Source organism: Micromonospora sp. DT43 (assembly GCF_049841645.1).
Classification (GTDB): domain Bacteria; phylum Actinomycetota; class Actinomycetes; order Mycobacteriales; family Micromonosporaceae; genus Micromonospora.
Genome location: NZ_JBNCKR010000020.1, coordinates 64,526 through 78,856, shown reverse-complemented (window position 1 = coordinate 78,856; position 14,331 = coordinate 64,526). Strand labels below are relative to the sequence as shown.

The window sequence follows — 14,331 nt, the reverse complement described above, 5'->3', positions numbered from 1 at the left end:
TCGCCGGCTTGGGCCGGTGTGGAGGGACGGGTGTCCGGCTAGGCGTACGTTATGGCCATCAATTGCCATCAGTCGCCTAAAGACCGAGATCCGTCAATATGAGCGGTCTTCGATGGCGCGCCCCGCCGAGGTGTGACCTCGGCCATCAGCCTCGGTGTGGTCTGAGCACGACAGCATCCTTCCTGTGGCACTCGGCCCGGCTTACTGTGGCTGGGTGCCGCGCATCGAGCTCACTACCGACGTACAGGCCGTTCCGGAGGCCGTCTTCGACGCCTCTCTCGACGTCGGCACGCACACCGAGTCGATGGGTGCGAGCGCCGAACGGGCGGTCGGCGGCGTGACCGCCGGCCGCTTGAGGGCCGGCGATGTCGTCACGTGGGAAGCGAGGCATTTCGGCCTGCCGTGGCGGATGACCGTTCGGATCACCGACTATCGGCGGCCCGACGGCTTCACGGACGAGCAGATCCACGGCCCGTTCCGCCATTGGCGTCACGAGCACAGGTTCACGCCGGACCCGGCCAACCCCTCGACGACGGTCATGCGCGATGTCATCGACTTCGCCGCGCCGATGGGCCTCGTCGGCCGTCTCGTGGCCGGCCTCGTCCTGCGGCCGTACCTGCGAGGACTCATCGCACGTCGCAACGCCTACCTCGCCCTCACCCTGGGCGCGACGCCGCCGCCCCGGGTGTGACGACGTCGCCGCGGGCAGCGGTCCGTCCGGTCAGGTAGGAGTCGGCTCTCCATCGGGAATGGCCATGGTCGCAGTCGATGTCCAGAAATCCAGCGGCACGGCCCGGAGACGGGACGTGGACTAGCTTCTCAGTTGTGACGACCGTCGGTTGGCTTCGCGCCGTGCGCGACAGGCATTTCAGAGGGCGATCCAGGGAGGCCGCTCCCGCGCCACCCGCCGCACCGGAGTGCATGCCGCTGCTTGAGCTGGCTCGTTTGCTTCCCGACCGTCACAGCCCCAGGGTCGCCGACGCGTACGTGGAGGTCATCACCTTCGCGTCGGCTGACGAGATCGTGGCGATGCTCAAGGTGATGTTCGAAGAGGACTGGATGGGTCTTCCGGTCTGGGCGCGGAACCTTGCGTTCCGGCTGGCGTGCCTTCAACGGCCGCAGGATGTCGACCTGTTGCACGCGGCGGCCAGCGACCTCCGCTCCTTCGGCCCGGACTGGGACAGCATCGCTGAGGAACTCCACCGCCGGGCAGACAGCCTGGACACGGGGCGCAATCCGCACAATGCCTAGCTTCCACCGGCTGGACGTCCGTCTCAGGAGATCGGCCGGTACGACGAGGCCCGCCCGGCTCCGGATCGTGAGCTGATCTGTCGTGGACGGTGGGACGCGGTGTCGTGAATTCCGCTTCGCCCTGCGCCTCTGCAGCGTCCAGTCCTGTTCATGCAGCAATGAACATCGATGAACCTAGCCGATCGGTACGTTGTATCGATCGAGTGTGGCCTTGGACGTCGACGCGTCCTGGAATATCAGCTCCCAGGGGCCGGTGTTGACGTCCATGTCCTTGCCGAATCCGACCCACTTGCCGGCCATCCGCCGGCCAGTCGGCTCTGCCATCAACTGGATTGCGCCGTGATAGCGCGCGCCCCGGTAGTAGCCGCCCGGGTCGGTCTGCTCCACCCACGTGCCGGTGACGACACTGCCGTCCACAGTGAGGTCCAGCGACAGTGACGAGGGTGCCGAGCCTGGGAGGCTGCGCACGTTCAGCCGGTCGCCGTGCTGAATCACGACCACGTAGTGCTGCCCGGCGAACGACTCTGCCCGCCCGCTGGAGTGGTACTGGTAGCGGCTGAGCCACACGCCTTCGTGCGACCCGTGGGTTGCGGTCGGGCGGCGTGCGGGAGTCGGCGTGGCCAGGTCGGACATCGGTGACGTCAGGTCGTGGCCACCGTGCTGGTCCTCGATGGTGCGGCCACCGGGCACCTCGGCAAATCCGAGTAGCGAGATGGGCAAGCCGGTCACGACTTCCAAGGCGCGGGCGTAGACGGGTCTCGGCGCGGCGATTGCCCCCGACTCCCACCGCTGGACAAGCCGCTTGTTGGCGTCGTTGGGTTCGCCTGCGCGGTGCCCTGCGGCTTGGAGAGCGCGGGCGAAGTCGTCCTGACTCATCCTCATGCCGGCGCGGACCGCCCGGAGGGCGGTGTTGGGGGTCGTCATGCGACTCACATTAAGGGACTGTCGTCTAAATGTCGCCCCCAATGTGACCGTTATGCCGCATGCGCTGCCGTCGCACCTGGCGACATAACGACGGCATGGTGAGTGGCAGGCGTTGAAAGGCCGGACGTGGCACGTCCGAGCAGGAGGAAGCGATGATGGCGAGGTTCATGTGGGAGTTCCTGCGCAAGCTGACTGGCCGCTCGACGCCGGCTGTCCCGGGCACCGGGCAGCGGATCCAGAGTCGGGAGCAGACAGAAGCTCGGACTCGGTTGCTGGCGCAGGCACGCCGACTAGCTGCAGGGCGCAACGACAGCGGCGCCGATGCGGTCGACGAGACGACTCGGGCGGTACCGGAGCGGCGGTGGCGCCGTGACCGGTGATCACCTTCCGATCGGTCGGCGGGTCGCATACCTGCGGGCTCGGCGGAAGCTGTCGCAGCAGTCCTTCGCCGATCGCCTCGGCAAGTCGAAGAGTTGGGTGGACAAGGTCGAGCGCGGGGTCCGGTCGTTGGAGCGCGTGTCGACGATCCGGGACATCGCCGCCGTCCTGCGGGTCGACACCGCGGCGCTGCTCGGTCGTGATGCCCGGCCAGTCGGTGCGGGGGAGCGGATCGAGGGCGTCATGCGGATTCGGGCGGCGATGTCGACGTACGTGATGGCTCTTGGCCCCCAGGCGGCGAGCCGTGACGTCCTGCCGGCTGATCGTCTCGCCCGGCAGGTGAAGCATGCCTGGACCACCTTTCAGCATGCGCGGTATCCAGAGGTGGTCGAACTGCTGCCGAGGCTGTTGATCGACGTTCAGCGTGCCCATGTCCGGGATCCGGAGGTCGGCCGGGCGGCGTTGGTGGAGGCGTACCGGGTGACGGCGTCGGTGCTGGTGAAGCTGAACGAGGCCACCCTCGCCTGGCTGGCCGCCGATCGCGCCATGTCCGCCGCGATGGGGGATCGGGTGCTGGTGGCCGCTGCGGCGGTGCAGCTCGGTCAGGTGCTGCGCACGTCTGCTCGGGCGAGAACGGTGATGCTGGCAGCCGCGTACCAGCTCGCTCCTCGTGATGGTGACGAGGGCACGCCGTCGGAGCTGTCGCTGTGTGGGTCGCTGCTGGTGCAGGCCGCGTTGATCGCGGCGAGGTCCGGCGACGATCGCACCACGGCCGATCTGCTGCACGATGCGGCCGGGAGGGCTGCTCGGGTGGGTGATGGGCACGACCATCACCGAACAGGCTTCGGGCCGACGGCCGTCGAGTTGGCCCGGGCCGCCGCAGCGGTCGACCTGGGCAACGGAGCCGACGCGGTGGGTCTTCACCGGGCGGCGACCGCACGTGAAGGGTGGCGATGGTTGCCCCTCGAACACCGGGCCGCGCACCTGCTCGACGCTGCTCGCGCCTATCTCCAGAGCGGCGACTCCATCAACGCGGCTCGGGTCCTGGTGCAGGCCGACAGGATCGCGCCCGCCGAGGTGCGCCATCGCCCGGCGGCCAGGGACTTGGTCGCGCTGGTGGTCCGAGACTCGGACGCCCCGGCGACGATCGTCCAACTTGCCATCCGCCTCGGTGTGGTCTGAGCATGACGGCACCGTTTCTGTCCCTGGCGCAGATCCGTAACCGGTTGACCCTCGCCGCTCGCCAGTGTCAACACGACGAAACTCCTGGACATGATTGCTGCCCGCCTTGTGGCGCAGGGAGGCTCGTTTGGCATGATCGCCTCGTGAGTCGACACCCGGCCGGGCCATCGAACTCCGTGATCGCAGGTGCCGGCGTGGCGCTCGTGGGCCTGTTTTCGGCGAAGGACAGGGAGTTCGGCAGCAAGCTCGATGTGCTGGCCGCCGCCGTGGAGGCGCAAGGTGGCCGCGTGGTGAGTCGGCACATTCAGCGGCGGGGTGTGTCCTCCGGCGGTGTGGACAGGATGGGCTCTCCGTTGTCGCGACGGACGTTGCTCAGCCCCGGTAAGGCCGGCGAAGTCGCCGACGCGTGTCGGTCGGCCGGAGTCGACGTCGTGGTCTTCGCGAACCCGCTGACCGAACACCAGCGGGCTGTCCTGAACGACGTGTTTGACTGTCTTGTCATCAGCGGCGGGGACCTCGGAACAGTCCATGGATGAACTGCGCTGGCAGTCGATCGGTCAGGTCAGGTAGTAGTCGGCTCTCCAGCGGGACTGCTCGGCTACCGAGAAGCCGTCGAAGTTCCCTGCGGCCTCGCACTCCACCAGGTACCGAAGGGCGTCTGCGGCGTCTGGCGAGCCGTCGGCCTCCAGGTGAGCCTTCGTGGCCGCCAGTCCGGCGCCGCACAGCAGTTGGACGTCGATCGAGCAGTGGGCGTCGAAGCTCGACTCCTTGGCCCGCCAGATCACGAGGACGTCGCTCAGGTGGCCGGCATTGAACAGTTGCAGGCAGCACAGCTTCATGAGTTCCGTGTCCTGGTCCTGCTGGTCAGCTTCGGCCAGCAGCACCTGGCGGATCTGTGGCAGGTCAGCGGGGGACGGCCGTAGGCCGTAGCGGCGAAGGCTCTCGTCCTCGTTCACGGCTCTCCCTCAATGGCGCAGCCCAACGCCGACGACGGCTCAGTCTGCCACCACGAATGCCGCCGCCGGCCCGAGCCGTCCTGCGCGCTACTGCTCGGCCCAGACGCCCAGCTCGTTGCCGCTGGGGTCGGTGAAGTGGAACCGGCGGCCCCCGGGGAACGCGTACGGCCCCTCGATCACCTGACCTCCGGCCTCCTTCACGGCCTGCACGGACTGGTCCAGGTCGTTCGAGTAGAGCAGCACCAGCGGGCCGCCCACTCGCACCGCCTCGTCCTGCCGGAGGCCACCCACCTCGGGTGCGCCTTCACCGTGGGGGCTGCGGATGCCCGCGTACCCCGGCCCGTAGTCGGTGAACTGCCAGCCGAACGCGTCGGCGTAGAAGCTCTTGGCTGCGCCGAGGTCGGTCACCGTGAGCTCGATGTAGTCGATGGTGTGGTGTCGCTGGGGAGCTGACTCAGACATGGACCGCATTGTGTGCCTCGGGTACGACGCAATCGCGATGCGCAACTAAAGGTTGCGCCACGAAGGCGGTCGTCGTACGGTCGAGCAACCAAAGGTTGCACGTAGGCGCAGGCGAAGAAGGAGTTTGAAGTGGTGGACATTCTGCATCAGGTCGGCGTCGTCGCCCCGCTCGCCGAGGTCTACGGCGCGGTGGCGACTCCCGAGGGCGTCGCGGGCTGGTGGTCGATCGACACGACCGGAAAGAGCGAGGTCGGCGGCCGGTTGGCCGTGCGGTTCGGTGCCGACGGCGGGTTCGACCTGGAGATCCTGGAGCTGGACCCGGTTGGGCGGGTGCGGTGGCGGGTCGTCGGTGGCCCCGACGAGTGGATCGGCACCAAGGTCGAGTGGCGCTTCGAACAGCGCGGGACGTACACGATTGTTGATTTCACGCACGCGGGTTGGCGCGAGCCGACCGAACTCATGCGCGAGTGCAGCACCAAGTGGGCGATCTTCCTGATGAGCCTCAAGGAGCTGGTGGAGACCGGGCGCGGCAGGCCGGCGCCGGACGACGTCCAGATCAGCGACGGGCACTGACCTCAGTGGCGCCCGAGCCCTGCGCGTTCCGCCGCGCCACCCTGAACCCGGCGGCCACGAGGCCGAGGGTCACGATCGCCACGGCGCAGAGCAGCAGCGTCGGGCGTGCGCCGATGGCACCGACCAGCGGGCCGCCGAGCATCGTGCCGAGCGGCACCGCGAGCACGAGGACTGCGCCGTTCGCGGCGAGCACCGCAGGGAGCTGCTCGGTGGACGCGGTGCGCTGGAACAACGCCATCGACACGGACATGTACGGCGCCCAGATCAGGCCCGCCAGGGCGAACGCCGGCAGGGACAGGCCGACGGGTGCGCCCAGGCCGAGGGGCAGCATGGCGACGCCGAACCCGATGACGATGCCGATGGTGGTGGCGCGGAGCGGCCAACGGCGGAGGTGCCCGGCCACCACGCCGCCGACGAGGCCGCCGACGCCGAAGGCGGTGTAGTACACGCCGAGCAGCGTCGCGGAGGCGTGCAGGTCGTCGGTGATGTGGATCGGCATGGCGACGTACACCGGGCCGAAGAGGAAGAAGAACCAGAGGCTCAACACCAGCAGGCCCAGCAGCGCGGGCTGACGGCGGATGACGGAGAAACCCGCGGTACGCGAGGCGCCGCGCTCGTACCGCTGGATTGTCCCGGTGGCGGGTAGGGCGAGGCGATAGGTGAGCGCCAGCACGGCGAACGTCGCGGCGTCGATGGCGATGACCCATACCGGCCCCGCCCAGCCGATCAGGATGCCCGCCAGCGGCGGGCCGACGATGGTGGCGAACCCGGAGATGGTGGTCAGCACCGCGTTGGCCGGCAGGTGGTGGCGCTCGGGCAGCAGCTCGGCGATCAGGGTGAACCGCCCGGCCGAGCCCCACGAGTGCAGCAACGCGGAAGCGGCGAGCAGGACGACGTACAGCCCGATGGTGAGCATGCCCGCGAGGTGAGCGATCGGGATCGCCGCGAGCGCGGCGGCCCGCAGGATCGCATCCCAGCCGGCGAGCTGGGCGCCGCCGCGCCCGCGCAGCCACCGACCGAAGATGACCGTCCCGGCTGCGCTGGGCAGGGCGTACGCGGCCACCGCGAGCGCGATCCACAGGCCGCGCTGGTCCTGCGGCGCGAGCTGGATGGCCAGCCAGGTCACCGCGACCACCGCCATGCCGTCGCCCAGGGCGGACACGGCCAGCCCGGGCAACACGCGCCGCAGCAGGGGATGACTGACGACGGGCCAGTACGGCGAAGAGCGCGGGAATCGGGCGGCGTTCGGCGGCATGCTGTCAGCTCACCCGGCGGGGGGCCTACGAATCAACAATTGCTGCTGCCAGCAGAATCAGCCGAGGGCGCAAGGCCGAGATCGACTCGGGTTCCTTGAAGTCGGGGTGTCGGCGTGGCGATGACACCCCGGTTTTCCGGAACCCGAGTCGATCAAACCGCTACTCCGCCCGGTAGACGGAGATGTGGGACGGGCTGTCGGCGGTGAACGGCCGTCGGTGCCAGTCGGCGTACCGCTCGGTGAGCCGGAGCCCCGCCTGCCGCGCCATCTCGTCGATCTGGTGCGGCCAGGCGTAGCGCATGGCAAACGGCTTCAGGTGCACACCGTCACCGTCGAAGGTGATGGTCTGCCGGATGAACCGCTGCGCCGGCCGGTCGTACCGGTGCAGCCGGATCGTCGCGGAGTCCTCGGTCACCTCGCGGACCTGCACCTGCTCATCGGCGTCGAAGCTGCGCGGGTCGGGCACGAACGTCTCGATGACGAACGCTCCGCCCGGCGACAGCACCCGGGCGACGTTGCGGAAACAGTCCGCCTGCCGCTCGGCGTCCACCAGGTTGAACAGTGTGTTGAAGACCAGGTACGCCAGGCGGAACGGCCCCGCCACCTGCACGTCGGCCATGTCGCCGACGACCACGGGGATCTGGTCGCCGCCGGGCTTGGCCCGCATCTGCGCCACCATCTCCTCGGACGCCTCGATGCCGTGCAGGGCGAGACCACGTTCGGCGAGTGGCAGCGCGACCCGGCCGGTGCCGATCGCCAGTTCGAGGACCGGGCCACCGTCGGCCAGATCCGCCAGGAAGTCGACGGCTGGCGCCGGGTCGGGGTTGCCGGGGCTGTCGTAGCCGGCGGCCCACAGCCGGCCGAACAGGCCGGGATCGTCGAAGACCGACATCAGCGGCCTCCGGGGTTGGTCAGGGGGTCAGCGGCGCACTCCCGCGCCACGATGGTCGGAGCAGAGCTGCTCACGAAGCCTCGTTTCCTCAGGTCGGATGACATTCGGTCGGGGGGACTTCGTCGAGTGAGGCATGTCGGCTGCTCCTTCCGCGCGGCTGTGGGCTCAGAACACCAGAGACGCCGTGAGCCCGGCAAGGCATTTACGCCCACCGGGCCCACGGTCGCGGGGAGGGTCAGGAGATGTGGTGCAGGATCACGTTGTGCACGTGGTGACTCTTCTGCGCGCCGCGGAACTCCACCTCGTAGGTGTGGGTGCCGACGTGAATCGCGATCGCGCCGGTGGAGAAGAACGTGCCGCCCCACGACTTGTTGCTGACCACGCTCACGCTGGTGATCTTCGAGTACGGGATGCTGGTGATCGCGTGCCGCTTCCCGACGAAGGAGCGGTCCTGGATGATCACACGCCGGTCGGTCAACCCGATGAACCCGGTGCCGGTGCCGACGGCGTCGTAGACGGCGATGATCTGCTCGCCGTCGAGAAGCCCGCTCTCGATCTGCTGCACCTGCTCCTTGCGGTCGTACGCGATGTTCGCCATGAGACCCAGGCTAGAAAACCGGTGCCAACGTGCCGGCGCGGACGGCATGTCTCATCGGGGGTTCGCGTCGGTCGCGGCGCGGACGAACTCGCGTACCCGGGTGGTGGTGTTGCTGGGCAACCAGACCGGCCCCCGTTCGATCGGTGGCGCATCGTGGATGGGCACGTACGCCACGTCAGGGCGCGGGTAGTAGCGCCGCGTGTGCTCGCCGACCGGCAGGACACCCCGGCCCAGCGCGACCAGGGACAGCATCTCGGAGAAGGTGTTCCCGGCAGGACCCTTCGGCACCGGCCGGCCGGCCGGGGTGCGCTCGGGCGTGCGGTTCCGCTTGAACTCCATCGAGGTCACGGTCGGGTACTGCACCACCGGATGGTCGGCGAGCACCTCCAACGACACCGACCGCTCCCGCGTGAGCGGGTGACCTGCCGCCACCGCAAGCACCCGACCCTCGGAGAGCAGCGCCGGGCCGGTGGCCATCCCGTCGAACGGGTACGAGGCGATCAACACGTCCGTCGAGCCGTCGAGCAGCCCGGACCGGGTGGTGGACAACTGCGCCTCGTGCACCTCCACCCGACAGTCGGGGTGTCGTTCGCCGAACAGGGCCACCGCCCGGAGCAACACCGGCGCGGTCCACTCGCCGAGGAACGCCACCCTCAGCGTGCCGGTCACGCCCCGTGCGGCGTCGGTCGCGCGGCGGACGGCCTCGTCCATCCCGGCGACCAGCGGAGCCAGCTCGTCGGCGAGTTGCCGGCCGATCGGGGTGAGCCGGACGACCCTGCTTGTGCGGGTGAACAGCGGTGCGCCGATCCGGCGTTCCAGCTTCTTCACGATGTGGCTGACCCGGCCGGTGCTGACTGTCAACCGCTCGGCGGTCCGGCCGAAGTGCAGTTCCTCGGCGAGCGTCAGGAACGCCTCGACCTCGTACCGCTCCAGCACACCGTTCCCATCGTTGACCTGTGGGCAACGATCGTAGCGGCATCAGGTCTTGGTCGGCCTCCCTCGTCCAGGGATCGTGAAACGCGGCAGGGAACACCGAGCGAGAGGCTCTGACGTGAGTATCGACGATTACCTGGCCGGCCTGGCCGACCCACTGCGTGAGACCGGCGAGAGGCTGACGCCGATCATCGCGGCGGCCCTGCCCGGTGCGACTGGCGCGATGTGGCACGGCCACCCGGTCTGGGGCCTGGGCGACCGGCCCGGCCAGCGCCCGGTCTGCCTGGTCAAGGCATACGGGTCGTACGTCACCTTCGGGCTGTGGCGGGGGCAGGAGATCGCCGACCCGTCCGGGCGGCTGTCACCAGGTGCGCGGGCGATGGCGGCGGTGAAGTTGCGCGACGTCGCCGACGTCGATCCGGCTCTGTTCAGCGGCTGGTTGCGCGCTGCGGCCAACCTGGAGGAGGCGTGAGCGCGGTGCGGGTAACCGGCTTCGACCATCTGGTGCTGACCGTCGCCGACGTGGAACGGTCCCTGGACTTCTACTGCGGCCGGCTCGGGCTGGCGCCCGTACGGGTCGACGAGTGGCGCGCGGGCAGTGTCCCGTTCCCGTCGGTGCGGATCAGTTCCGGCAGCATCATCGACCTCGTCGCAGGTGAGCCAAGAGGCGCGAACGTGGACCACTTCTGCCTGGTGGTGGCACCACTCGACTGGGCGCAGGTGATCGAGTCGAGGGTCTTCACGGTGCTCACCGGGCCGGTCAGCCGGTTCGGCGCCCGAGGCTCGGCGACCTCGATCTACGTGCGGGACCCGGACGGCAACTCGGTGGAGCTGCGCTGGTACCCGCAGGACGTGGTGTGGGACTCGGAGGAGGTCGTCAGGATTCGGTGACCGCGCGGTAGGCGTCCTCGATGCGGGCGGCCAGCAGGACCTCGCCCTCGGTCAGCGGCTCGTCGCTGCCGTGCCCGACCCGGATCTGGGTGCTGTCGGACCGGCGACTGATCTCGGGACGCAGGTGCAGAGCGTCGGCCACGACCTTTACCCGTTCAGTAAGCGCCGCGTGTTGGGTATCGTCGATCACGAGCGTTCGCCGGATCTGTTCACCTTCCCGCGTCCAACCGGTTAGCAAGGTCAACGCGTCGGACAGGTAGTCGTGCTTGGCTCGGCTGTTGAACAGCACGCGCATCACCGCACCCCCCAAGCGCCGTTGCCGGCTTGTGGCCAAATCGTCGCCATCCCGTGTCTTGTCGGTGCCTTCTAGTCTGTCGCCGCTCGCTAGGGGTGTCCACGCCCACACTTCCGTGTTCTATTGGCCTAGCGGATGGCGTCGGTACCCAAACCGCCGATTGATCTGGCACCCTGGACGCCCGTGCAGACCGAACGGGCTAATGGTGACGGGCAGGCCGAACGACGGGACCTGAAGGTGATCGTGGGGGCGGCGATCATCCGGGACGGACGGGTGCTCGCCTGTGCGCGCTCCGCGCCGCCGGAGGTGGCCGGCATGTGGGAGTTCCCCGGCGGAAAGGTCGAGCCGGGGGAGGGGGAGACCGAGGCGCTGATCCGGGAGTGCGCCGAGGAACTGGCCGTACGCGTGGAGATCGGCGACCGGGTCGGCCGCAACGTCCGGATGGCCCACGGCCGCTCGGTGCTCAAGGTGTACGCGGCCCGCCTCCTGCACGGCGACGAGCCGCAGGCGTTGGAGCACCAGGCGCTGCGCTGGCTGGCGGCCGACGAGCTGAACGAGGTCACCTGGCTCCCCGCCGACGCCCCGATAGTGGCAGCCCTACGCCCCCACCTCCGCGCCGTTTGATCATGAAGCTATTGCCGCGACAAGCCGGTCGGCAGGGCAATAACTTCATGATCAACGGGTCAAAGTGCGGGGGCCCCGGCGTTAGCCGGGGCCCCCGTTCGGGTGGTCTTGATCAGTGCTTGTCGTCCTGGTCCGGGTGCGCGAAGTTGAGGTGCTCCGGAGGCAGCGGGAAGGTCACGTCGTCGCCGAACGGCGACGGCGCGGCAGCCCGGTCGAAGGTGAGCTCGGTCAGCGGCAGCCGGCCCCGGTCGTCGACCGCGGGCGCGGTCGGGTGGGGCACCTCCCGGTGCCAGTTGACGCCGCTCTGTGCCTGCGCCTCGGCCTGCGGGTCGTGCGAGCCACCCGCGTGCGAGTGCACCCCGCCCCGGCTCGTGCCCGGCAGGCTCGCCGAGCCCTGACGGGCGGTGGTCACGCTGGTCTGGGGCGTCTCGCCCCGACGGAAGATCTTGCTACCAAGCCACACAAGGGGATCGTACCTGCGGTCGACGACGCGTTCCTTCATGGGGATGATCCCGTTGTCGGTGATCTTGATGTGCTCGGGGCAAACCTCGGTGCAGCACTTGGTGATGTTGCAGAAACCGAGGCCCTGTTCGGCCTGCGCGTACTCCTTGCGGTCGGTCCGGGCGTCCAGCGGGTGCATGTCCAGCTCGGCCGCCCGGATGAAGTACCGCGGGCCGGAGAACGCCTGCTTGTTCTCCTCGTGGTCGCGGATCACGTGGCAGACGTTCTGGCACAGGAAGCACTCGATGCACTTGCGGAACTCCTGCGAGCGCTCGACGTCGACCTGCTGCATCCGGTAGTCGCCCGGGGCGACATCCGCCGGAGGGGCGAACGCCGGGGTCTCCCGCGCCTTCTCGTAGTTGAACGAGACGTCGGTGACCAGGTCCCGGATGACCGGGAACGTCCGCAGCGGGGTGACCGTGACGGTCTCCTCGTCGCCGAAGGTCGACATCCGGGTCATGCAGCCCAGCCGCGGCTTGCCGTTGATCTCCATCGAGCAGGAGCCGCACTTGCCGGCCTTGCAGTTCCACCGGCAGGCCAGGTCGGGCGCGTCGGTGGCCTGCAGGCGGTGGATGACGTCGAGGACGACCTCGCCCTCGTTCACCTCGACCATGTAGTCCTGCAGGTCGCCGCCGGTCTCGTCGCCCCGCCAGATCCGGAACTGACGCTTCGCGCTCATCGGTTGTCCGCCTCTCCAGCGTCGGCGACGAGAGCGTCGAAGTCGGCGAGCTCCTCGTCGGTGAGGTACTTGGCCAGCTCGGCCCGATCGAAGAGGCCGATCAGCTCCGGCCGCATCTTCGGCAGCGGCTTGCGGGTCAGCCGTACGTTGTCGCCGTCCAGCGAGCAGACCAGGTTGACCTGCCGCCACTTCGGCTCCATCGCCGGATAGTCCTCCCGGGTGTGCCCGCCGCGCGACTCCTGCCGCTCCAGCGCCGCCTTCGCGGTGCACTCCGAGACCACAAGCATGTTGCGCAGGTCCAGGGCCAGGTGCCAGCCCGGGTTGTAGCGCCGACCGCCGGCCGCGCTCACCTTGGCGACGCGCTCGCGCAGCTCGGCCAGTCGCACCAGGGCGTCTGCCAGCTCACCCTCACGCCGGATGATTCCGACGAGATCCCCCATGACCACCTGGAGGTCCTGCTGCAAGGTGTACGGGCTCTCGCCAGTGTCCCGTTGCAGCGGAGCCAGGGCGGTCTCCACGGCGGCCTCGACCGCGTCCACTGCCACCTTCGGCCGGGCGGTCAGCCCGTCGGCGTAGCTGGCCGCGTGCCCGCCCGCCCGCTTGCCGAAGACCAGCAGGTCGGACAGGGAGTTGCCGCCGAGGCGGTTGGAGCCGTGCATGCCGCCGGAGACCTCACCGGCGGCGAACAGCCCACGGACGTGGCCGAAGGCGGCGCCCGAGTCCGGGTCCACCTCGACGCCACCCATCACGTAGTGGCAGGTCGGCCCGACCTCCATCGGCTCGGCAGTGATGTCCACGTCGGCCAGTTCCTTGAACTGGTGGTACATCGAGGGCAGCCGGCGGCGGATCTCCTCGGCGGAACGGCGGCTCGCGATGTCCAGGAAGACGCCACCGGCGGGGGAGCCCCGGCCGGCCTTGACCTCACTGTTGATCGCGCGGGCCACCTCGTCGCGCGGCAGCAGCTCCGGTGGACGCCTGTTGTTGTCCGGGTCGGTGTACCAGCGGTCCGCCTCCTCCTCGGTCTCCGCGTACTGCTTGCGGAAGACGTCGGGGACGTAGTCGAACATGAACCGCTTGCCCTCGGAGTTCTTGAGCACGCCGCCGTCGCCACGAACCGACTCGGTGACCAGGATGCCCTTCACCGAGGGCGGCCAGACCATGCCGGTCGGGTGGAACTGGAGGAACTCCATGTTGATCAGCGTCGCCCCGGCGCGCAGCGCCAACGCGTGCCCGTCCCCGGTGTACTCCCAGGAGTTCGACGTGACCTTGTAGGAGCGTCCGACGCCGCCGGTCGCGAGGACCACGGACGGAGCCTCGAAGAGGATGAACTCGCCGGACTCGCGGTAGTAGCCGAAGGCGCCCGCGACCCGGTCGCCGTCGAGCAGCAGCTCGGTGATCGTCGTCTCGGAGAACACCCGGATCCGGGCGTCGTACGAGCCGAACTCGCGCTTGTCCTCCTGCTGGAGCGAGACGATCTTCTGCTGGAGGGTGCGGATCAGCTCCAGGCCGGTCCGGTCGCCCACGTGCGCCAGTCGGGGGTACTCGTGCCCGCCGAAGTTGCGCTGGGAGATCTTGCCGTCCTTCGTACGGTCGAAGAGCGCGCCGTACGTCTCCAGCTCCCAGATCCGCTGCGGCGACTCCTTCGCGTGCAGCTCGGCCATCCGGAAGTTGTTGAGGAACTTGCCGCCGCGCATGGTGTCGCGGAAGTGCACCTGCCAGTTGTCCCGGCTGTTCACGTTGCCCATCGCGGCGGCCGCGCCGCCCTCGGCCATCACCGTGTGCGCCTTGCCGAACAGCGACTTGGAGATGATCGCGGTCTTCTTGCCGGCGAGCCGGGCCTCGATTGCCGCACGCAGACCGGCGCCGCCGGCCCCGATGACGACGACGTCGTAGTGGTGTCGTTCGATGCGAGTGGTAGTGGTCATGTCAGGGGCCCT

The 14,331-nt window shown here is 69.1% G+C and carries 18 protein-coding genes; 8 read left to right on the top strand and 10 right to left on the bottom strand.

Translation table 11 applies throughout. The annotated features are described in order from the left end of the window. Positions 1–184: 184 nt before the first annotated feature. Entirely contained in the window at positions 185–691 is a 507-nt protein-coding gene (locus ACLQ26_RS31005) for an SRPBCC family protein (RefSeq protein WP_425747908.1), read from the top strand. Positions 692–921: 230 nt separating this feature from the next. After that, entirely contained in the window at positions 922–1,251 is a 330-nt protein-coding gene (locus ACLQ26_RS31000) for a hypothetical protein (RefSeq protein WP_425747907.1), read from the top strand. Between the two features lie 174 nt (positions 1,252–1,425). Here the strand turns inward: ACLQ26_RS31000 and ACLQ26_RS30995 are convergent, their stop codons facing one another. Next, positions 1,426–2,184: a helix-turn-helix domain-containing protein gene (locus ACLQ26_RS30995; RefSeq protein WP_425747906.1), complete on the bottom strand. Its 759-nt coding sequence runs from the start codon at positions 2,182–2,184 to the stop codon at positions 1,426–1,428. Positions 2,185–2,544: 360 nt separating this feature from the next. Between ACLQ26_RS30995 and ACLQ26_RS30990 the strand changes: the two genes are divergently transcribed. After that, entirely contained in the window at positions 2,545–3,735 is a 1,191-nt protein-coding gene (locus ACLQ26_RS30990) for a helix-turn-helix domain-containing protein (protein WP_425747905.1), read from the top strand. Between the two features lie 194 nt (positions 3,736–3,929). Then, positions 3,930–4,271, top strand: coding sequence for a hypothetical protein (locus ACLQ26_RS30985; RefSeq protein WP_425747903.1), 342 nt, complete (start codon positions 3,930–3,932; stop codon positions 4,269–4,271). A gap of 21 nt (positions 4,272–4,292) precedes the next feature. Here ACLQ26_RS30985 and ACLQ26_RS30980 read toward each other — a convergent pair whose 3' ends face one another. Next, a complete protein-coding gene (locus tag ACLQ26_RS30980) occupies positions 4,293–4,691 on the bottom strand; it encodes a hypothetical protein (RefSeq protein ID WP_425747902.1) in 399 nt (132 codons plus the stop codon). Positions 4,692–4,778: 87 nt separating this feature from the next. Continuing rightward, a complete protein-coding gene (locus ACLQ26_RS30975; RefSeq protein ID WP_425747901.1) occupies positions 4,779–5,153 on the bottom strand; it encodes a VOC family protein in 375 nt (124 codons plus the stop codon). A 132-nt stretch (positions 5,154–5,285) separates the two neighbouring features. Between ACLQ26_RS30975 and ACLQ26_RS30970 the strand changes: the two genes are divergently transcribed. Continuing rightward, positions 5,286–5,726 carry an SRPBCC family protein gene (locus tag ACLQ26_RS30970; RefSeq protein ID WP_425747899.1) on the top strand — a complete coding sequence of 147 codons (441 nt, stop codon included), beginning with the start codon at positions 5,286–5,288 and terminating at the stop codon, positions 5,724–5,726. Here the strand turns inward: ACLQ26_RS30970 and ACLQ26_RS30965 are convergent. The 4 genes from ACLQ26_RS30965 to ACLQ26_RS30950 form a co-directional block, all read right to left on the bottom strand. Next, complete coding sequence (locus ACLQ26_RS30965; RefSeq protein WP_425747898.1) at positions 5,710–6,981, bottom strand: MFS transporter; 1,272 nt, start codon at positions 6,979–6,981, stop codon at positions 5,710–5,712. The genes ACLQ26_RS30970 and ACLQ26_RS30965 overlap by 17 nt on opposite strands. A 160-nt stretch (positions 6,982–7,141) precedes the next feature. Then, entirely contained in the window at positions 7,142–7,873 is a 732-nt protein-coding gene (locus tag ACLQ26_RS30960; protein WP_266246034.1) for a class I SAM-dependent methyltransferase, read from the bottom strand. A gap of 235 nt (positions 7,874–8,108) precedes the next feature. Beyond that, entirely contained in the window at positions 8,109–8,471 is a 363-nt protein-coding gene (locus ACLQ26_RS30955) for a PH domain-containing protein (protein ID WP_007464929.1), read from the bottom strand. 51 nt (positions 8,472–8,522) lie between these two features. Next, complete coding sequence (locus ACLQ26_RS30950; RefSeq protein WP_425747897.1) at positions 8,523–9,407, bottom strand: LysR family transcriptional regulator; 885 nt, start codon at positions 9,405–9,407, stop codon at positions 8,523–8,525. A gap of 115 nt (positions 9,408–9,522) precedes the next feature. On the opposite strand from ACLQ26_RS30950, the gene ACLQ26_RS30945 reads away from it, so the two are divergent. Together ACLQ26_RS30945 and ACLQ26_RS30940 are read left to right on the top strand one after the other, a co-directional pair. Further along, on the top strand, positions 9,523–9,876 hold the full coding sequence (locus tag ACLQ26_RS30945) for a DUF1801 domain-containing protein (protein WP_425747896.1): 354 nt from the start codon (positions 9,523–9,525) through the stop codon (positions 9,874–9,876). Next, on the top strand, positions 9,873–10,295 hold the full coding sequence (locus ACLQ26_RS30940) for a VOC family protein (RefSeq protein ID WP_425747895.1): 423 nt from the start codon (positions 9,873–9,875) through the stop codon (positions 10,293–10,295). The genes ACLQ26_RS30945 and ACLQ26_RS30940 overlap by 4 nt, the downstream gene beginning before the upstream one ends. On the opposite strand, the gene ACLQ26_RS30935 is transcribed toward ACLQ26_RS30940, so the two are convergent. Continuing rightward, entirely contained in the window at positions 10,282–10,590 is a 309-nt protein-coding gene (locus ACLQ26_RS30935; RefSeq protein ID WP_393301546.1) for a 4a-hydroxytetrahydrobiopterin dehydratase, read from the bottom strand. The genes ACLQ26_RS30940 and ACLQ26_RS30935 overlap by 14 nt on opposite strands. A 183-nt stretch (positions 10,591–10,773) precedes the next feature. Here ACLQ26_RS30935 and ACLQ26_RS30930 point away from each other — a divergent pair, with 183 nt between their 5' ends. Further along, complete coding sequence (locus tag ACLQ26_RS30930; protein WP_425747894.1) at positions 10,774–11,214, top strand: (deoxy)nucleoside triphosphate pyrophosphohydrolase; 441 nt, start codon at positions 10,774–10,776, stop codon at positions 11,212–11,214. A 112-nt stretch (positions 11,215–11,326) separates the two neighbouring features. Here the strand turns inward: ACLQ26_RS30930 and ACLQ26_RS30925 are convergent, their stop codons facing one another. Both ACLQ26_RS30925 and ACLQ26_RS30920 read right to left on the bottom strand, forming a co-directional pair. After that, positions 11,327–12,394 (bottom strand): succinate dehydrogenase/fumarate reductase iron-sulfur subunit, encoded by a 1,068-nt coding sequence (locus ACLQ26_RS30925; RefSeq protein ID WP_344354645.1) that lies wholly within the window; start codon positions 12,392–12,394, stop codon positions 11,327–11,329. Next, the gene (locus ACLQ26_RS30920) at positions 12,391–14,319 is read right to left on the bottom strand and encodes a fumarate reductase/succinate dehydrogenase flavoprotein subunit (protein WP_425747893.1); all 1,929 of its coding nucleotides are present in this window, start codon (positions 14,317–14,319) and stop codon (positions 12,391–12,393) included. Before ACLQ26_RS30920 ends, ACLQ26_RS30925 begins: the two co-directional genes overlap by 4 nt. Between the last annotated feature and the right edge of the window lie 12 nt (positions 14,320–14,331).

Excerpts from the sequence above, each read along its gene's own strand:
- ACLQ26_RS30965 (WP_425747898.1), bottom strand. The coding sequence starts at position 6,981 with ATGCCGCCGAACGCCGCCCGATTCCCGCGCTCTTCGCCGTACTGGCCC.
- ACLQ26_RS30935 (WP_393301546.1), bottom strand. The coding sequence starts at position 10,590 with ATGCGCGTGCTGTTCAACAGCCGAGCCAAGCACGACTACCTGTCCGAC.
- ACLQ26_RS31000 (WP_425747907.1), top strand. The coding sequence starts at position 922 with ATGCCGCTGCTTGAGCTGGCTCGTTTGCTTCCCGACCGTCACAGCCCC.
- ACLQ26_RS30960 (WP_266246034.1), bottom strand. The coding sequence starts at position 7,873 with ATGTCGGTCTTCGACGATCCCGGCCTGTTCGGCCGGCTGTGGGCCGCC.
- ACLQ26_RS30955 (WP_007464929.1), bottom strand. The coding sequence starts at position 8,471 with ATGGCGAACATCGCGTACGACCGCAAGGAGCAGGTGCAGCAGATCGAG.
- ACLQ26_RS30920 (WP_425747893.1), bottom strand. The coding sequence starts at position 14,319 with ATGACCACTACCACTCGCATCGAACGACACCACTACGACGTCGTCGTC.
- ACLQ26_RS30975 (WP_425747901.1), bottom strand. The coding sequence starts at position 5,153 with ATGTCTGAGTCAGCTCCCCAGCGACACCACACCATCGACTACATCGAG.
- ACLQ26_RS30925 (WP_344354645.1), bottom strand. The coding sequence starts at position 12,394 with ATGAGCGCGAAGCGTCAGTTCCGGATCTGGCGGGGCGACGAGACCGGC.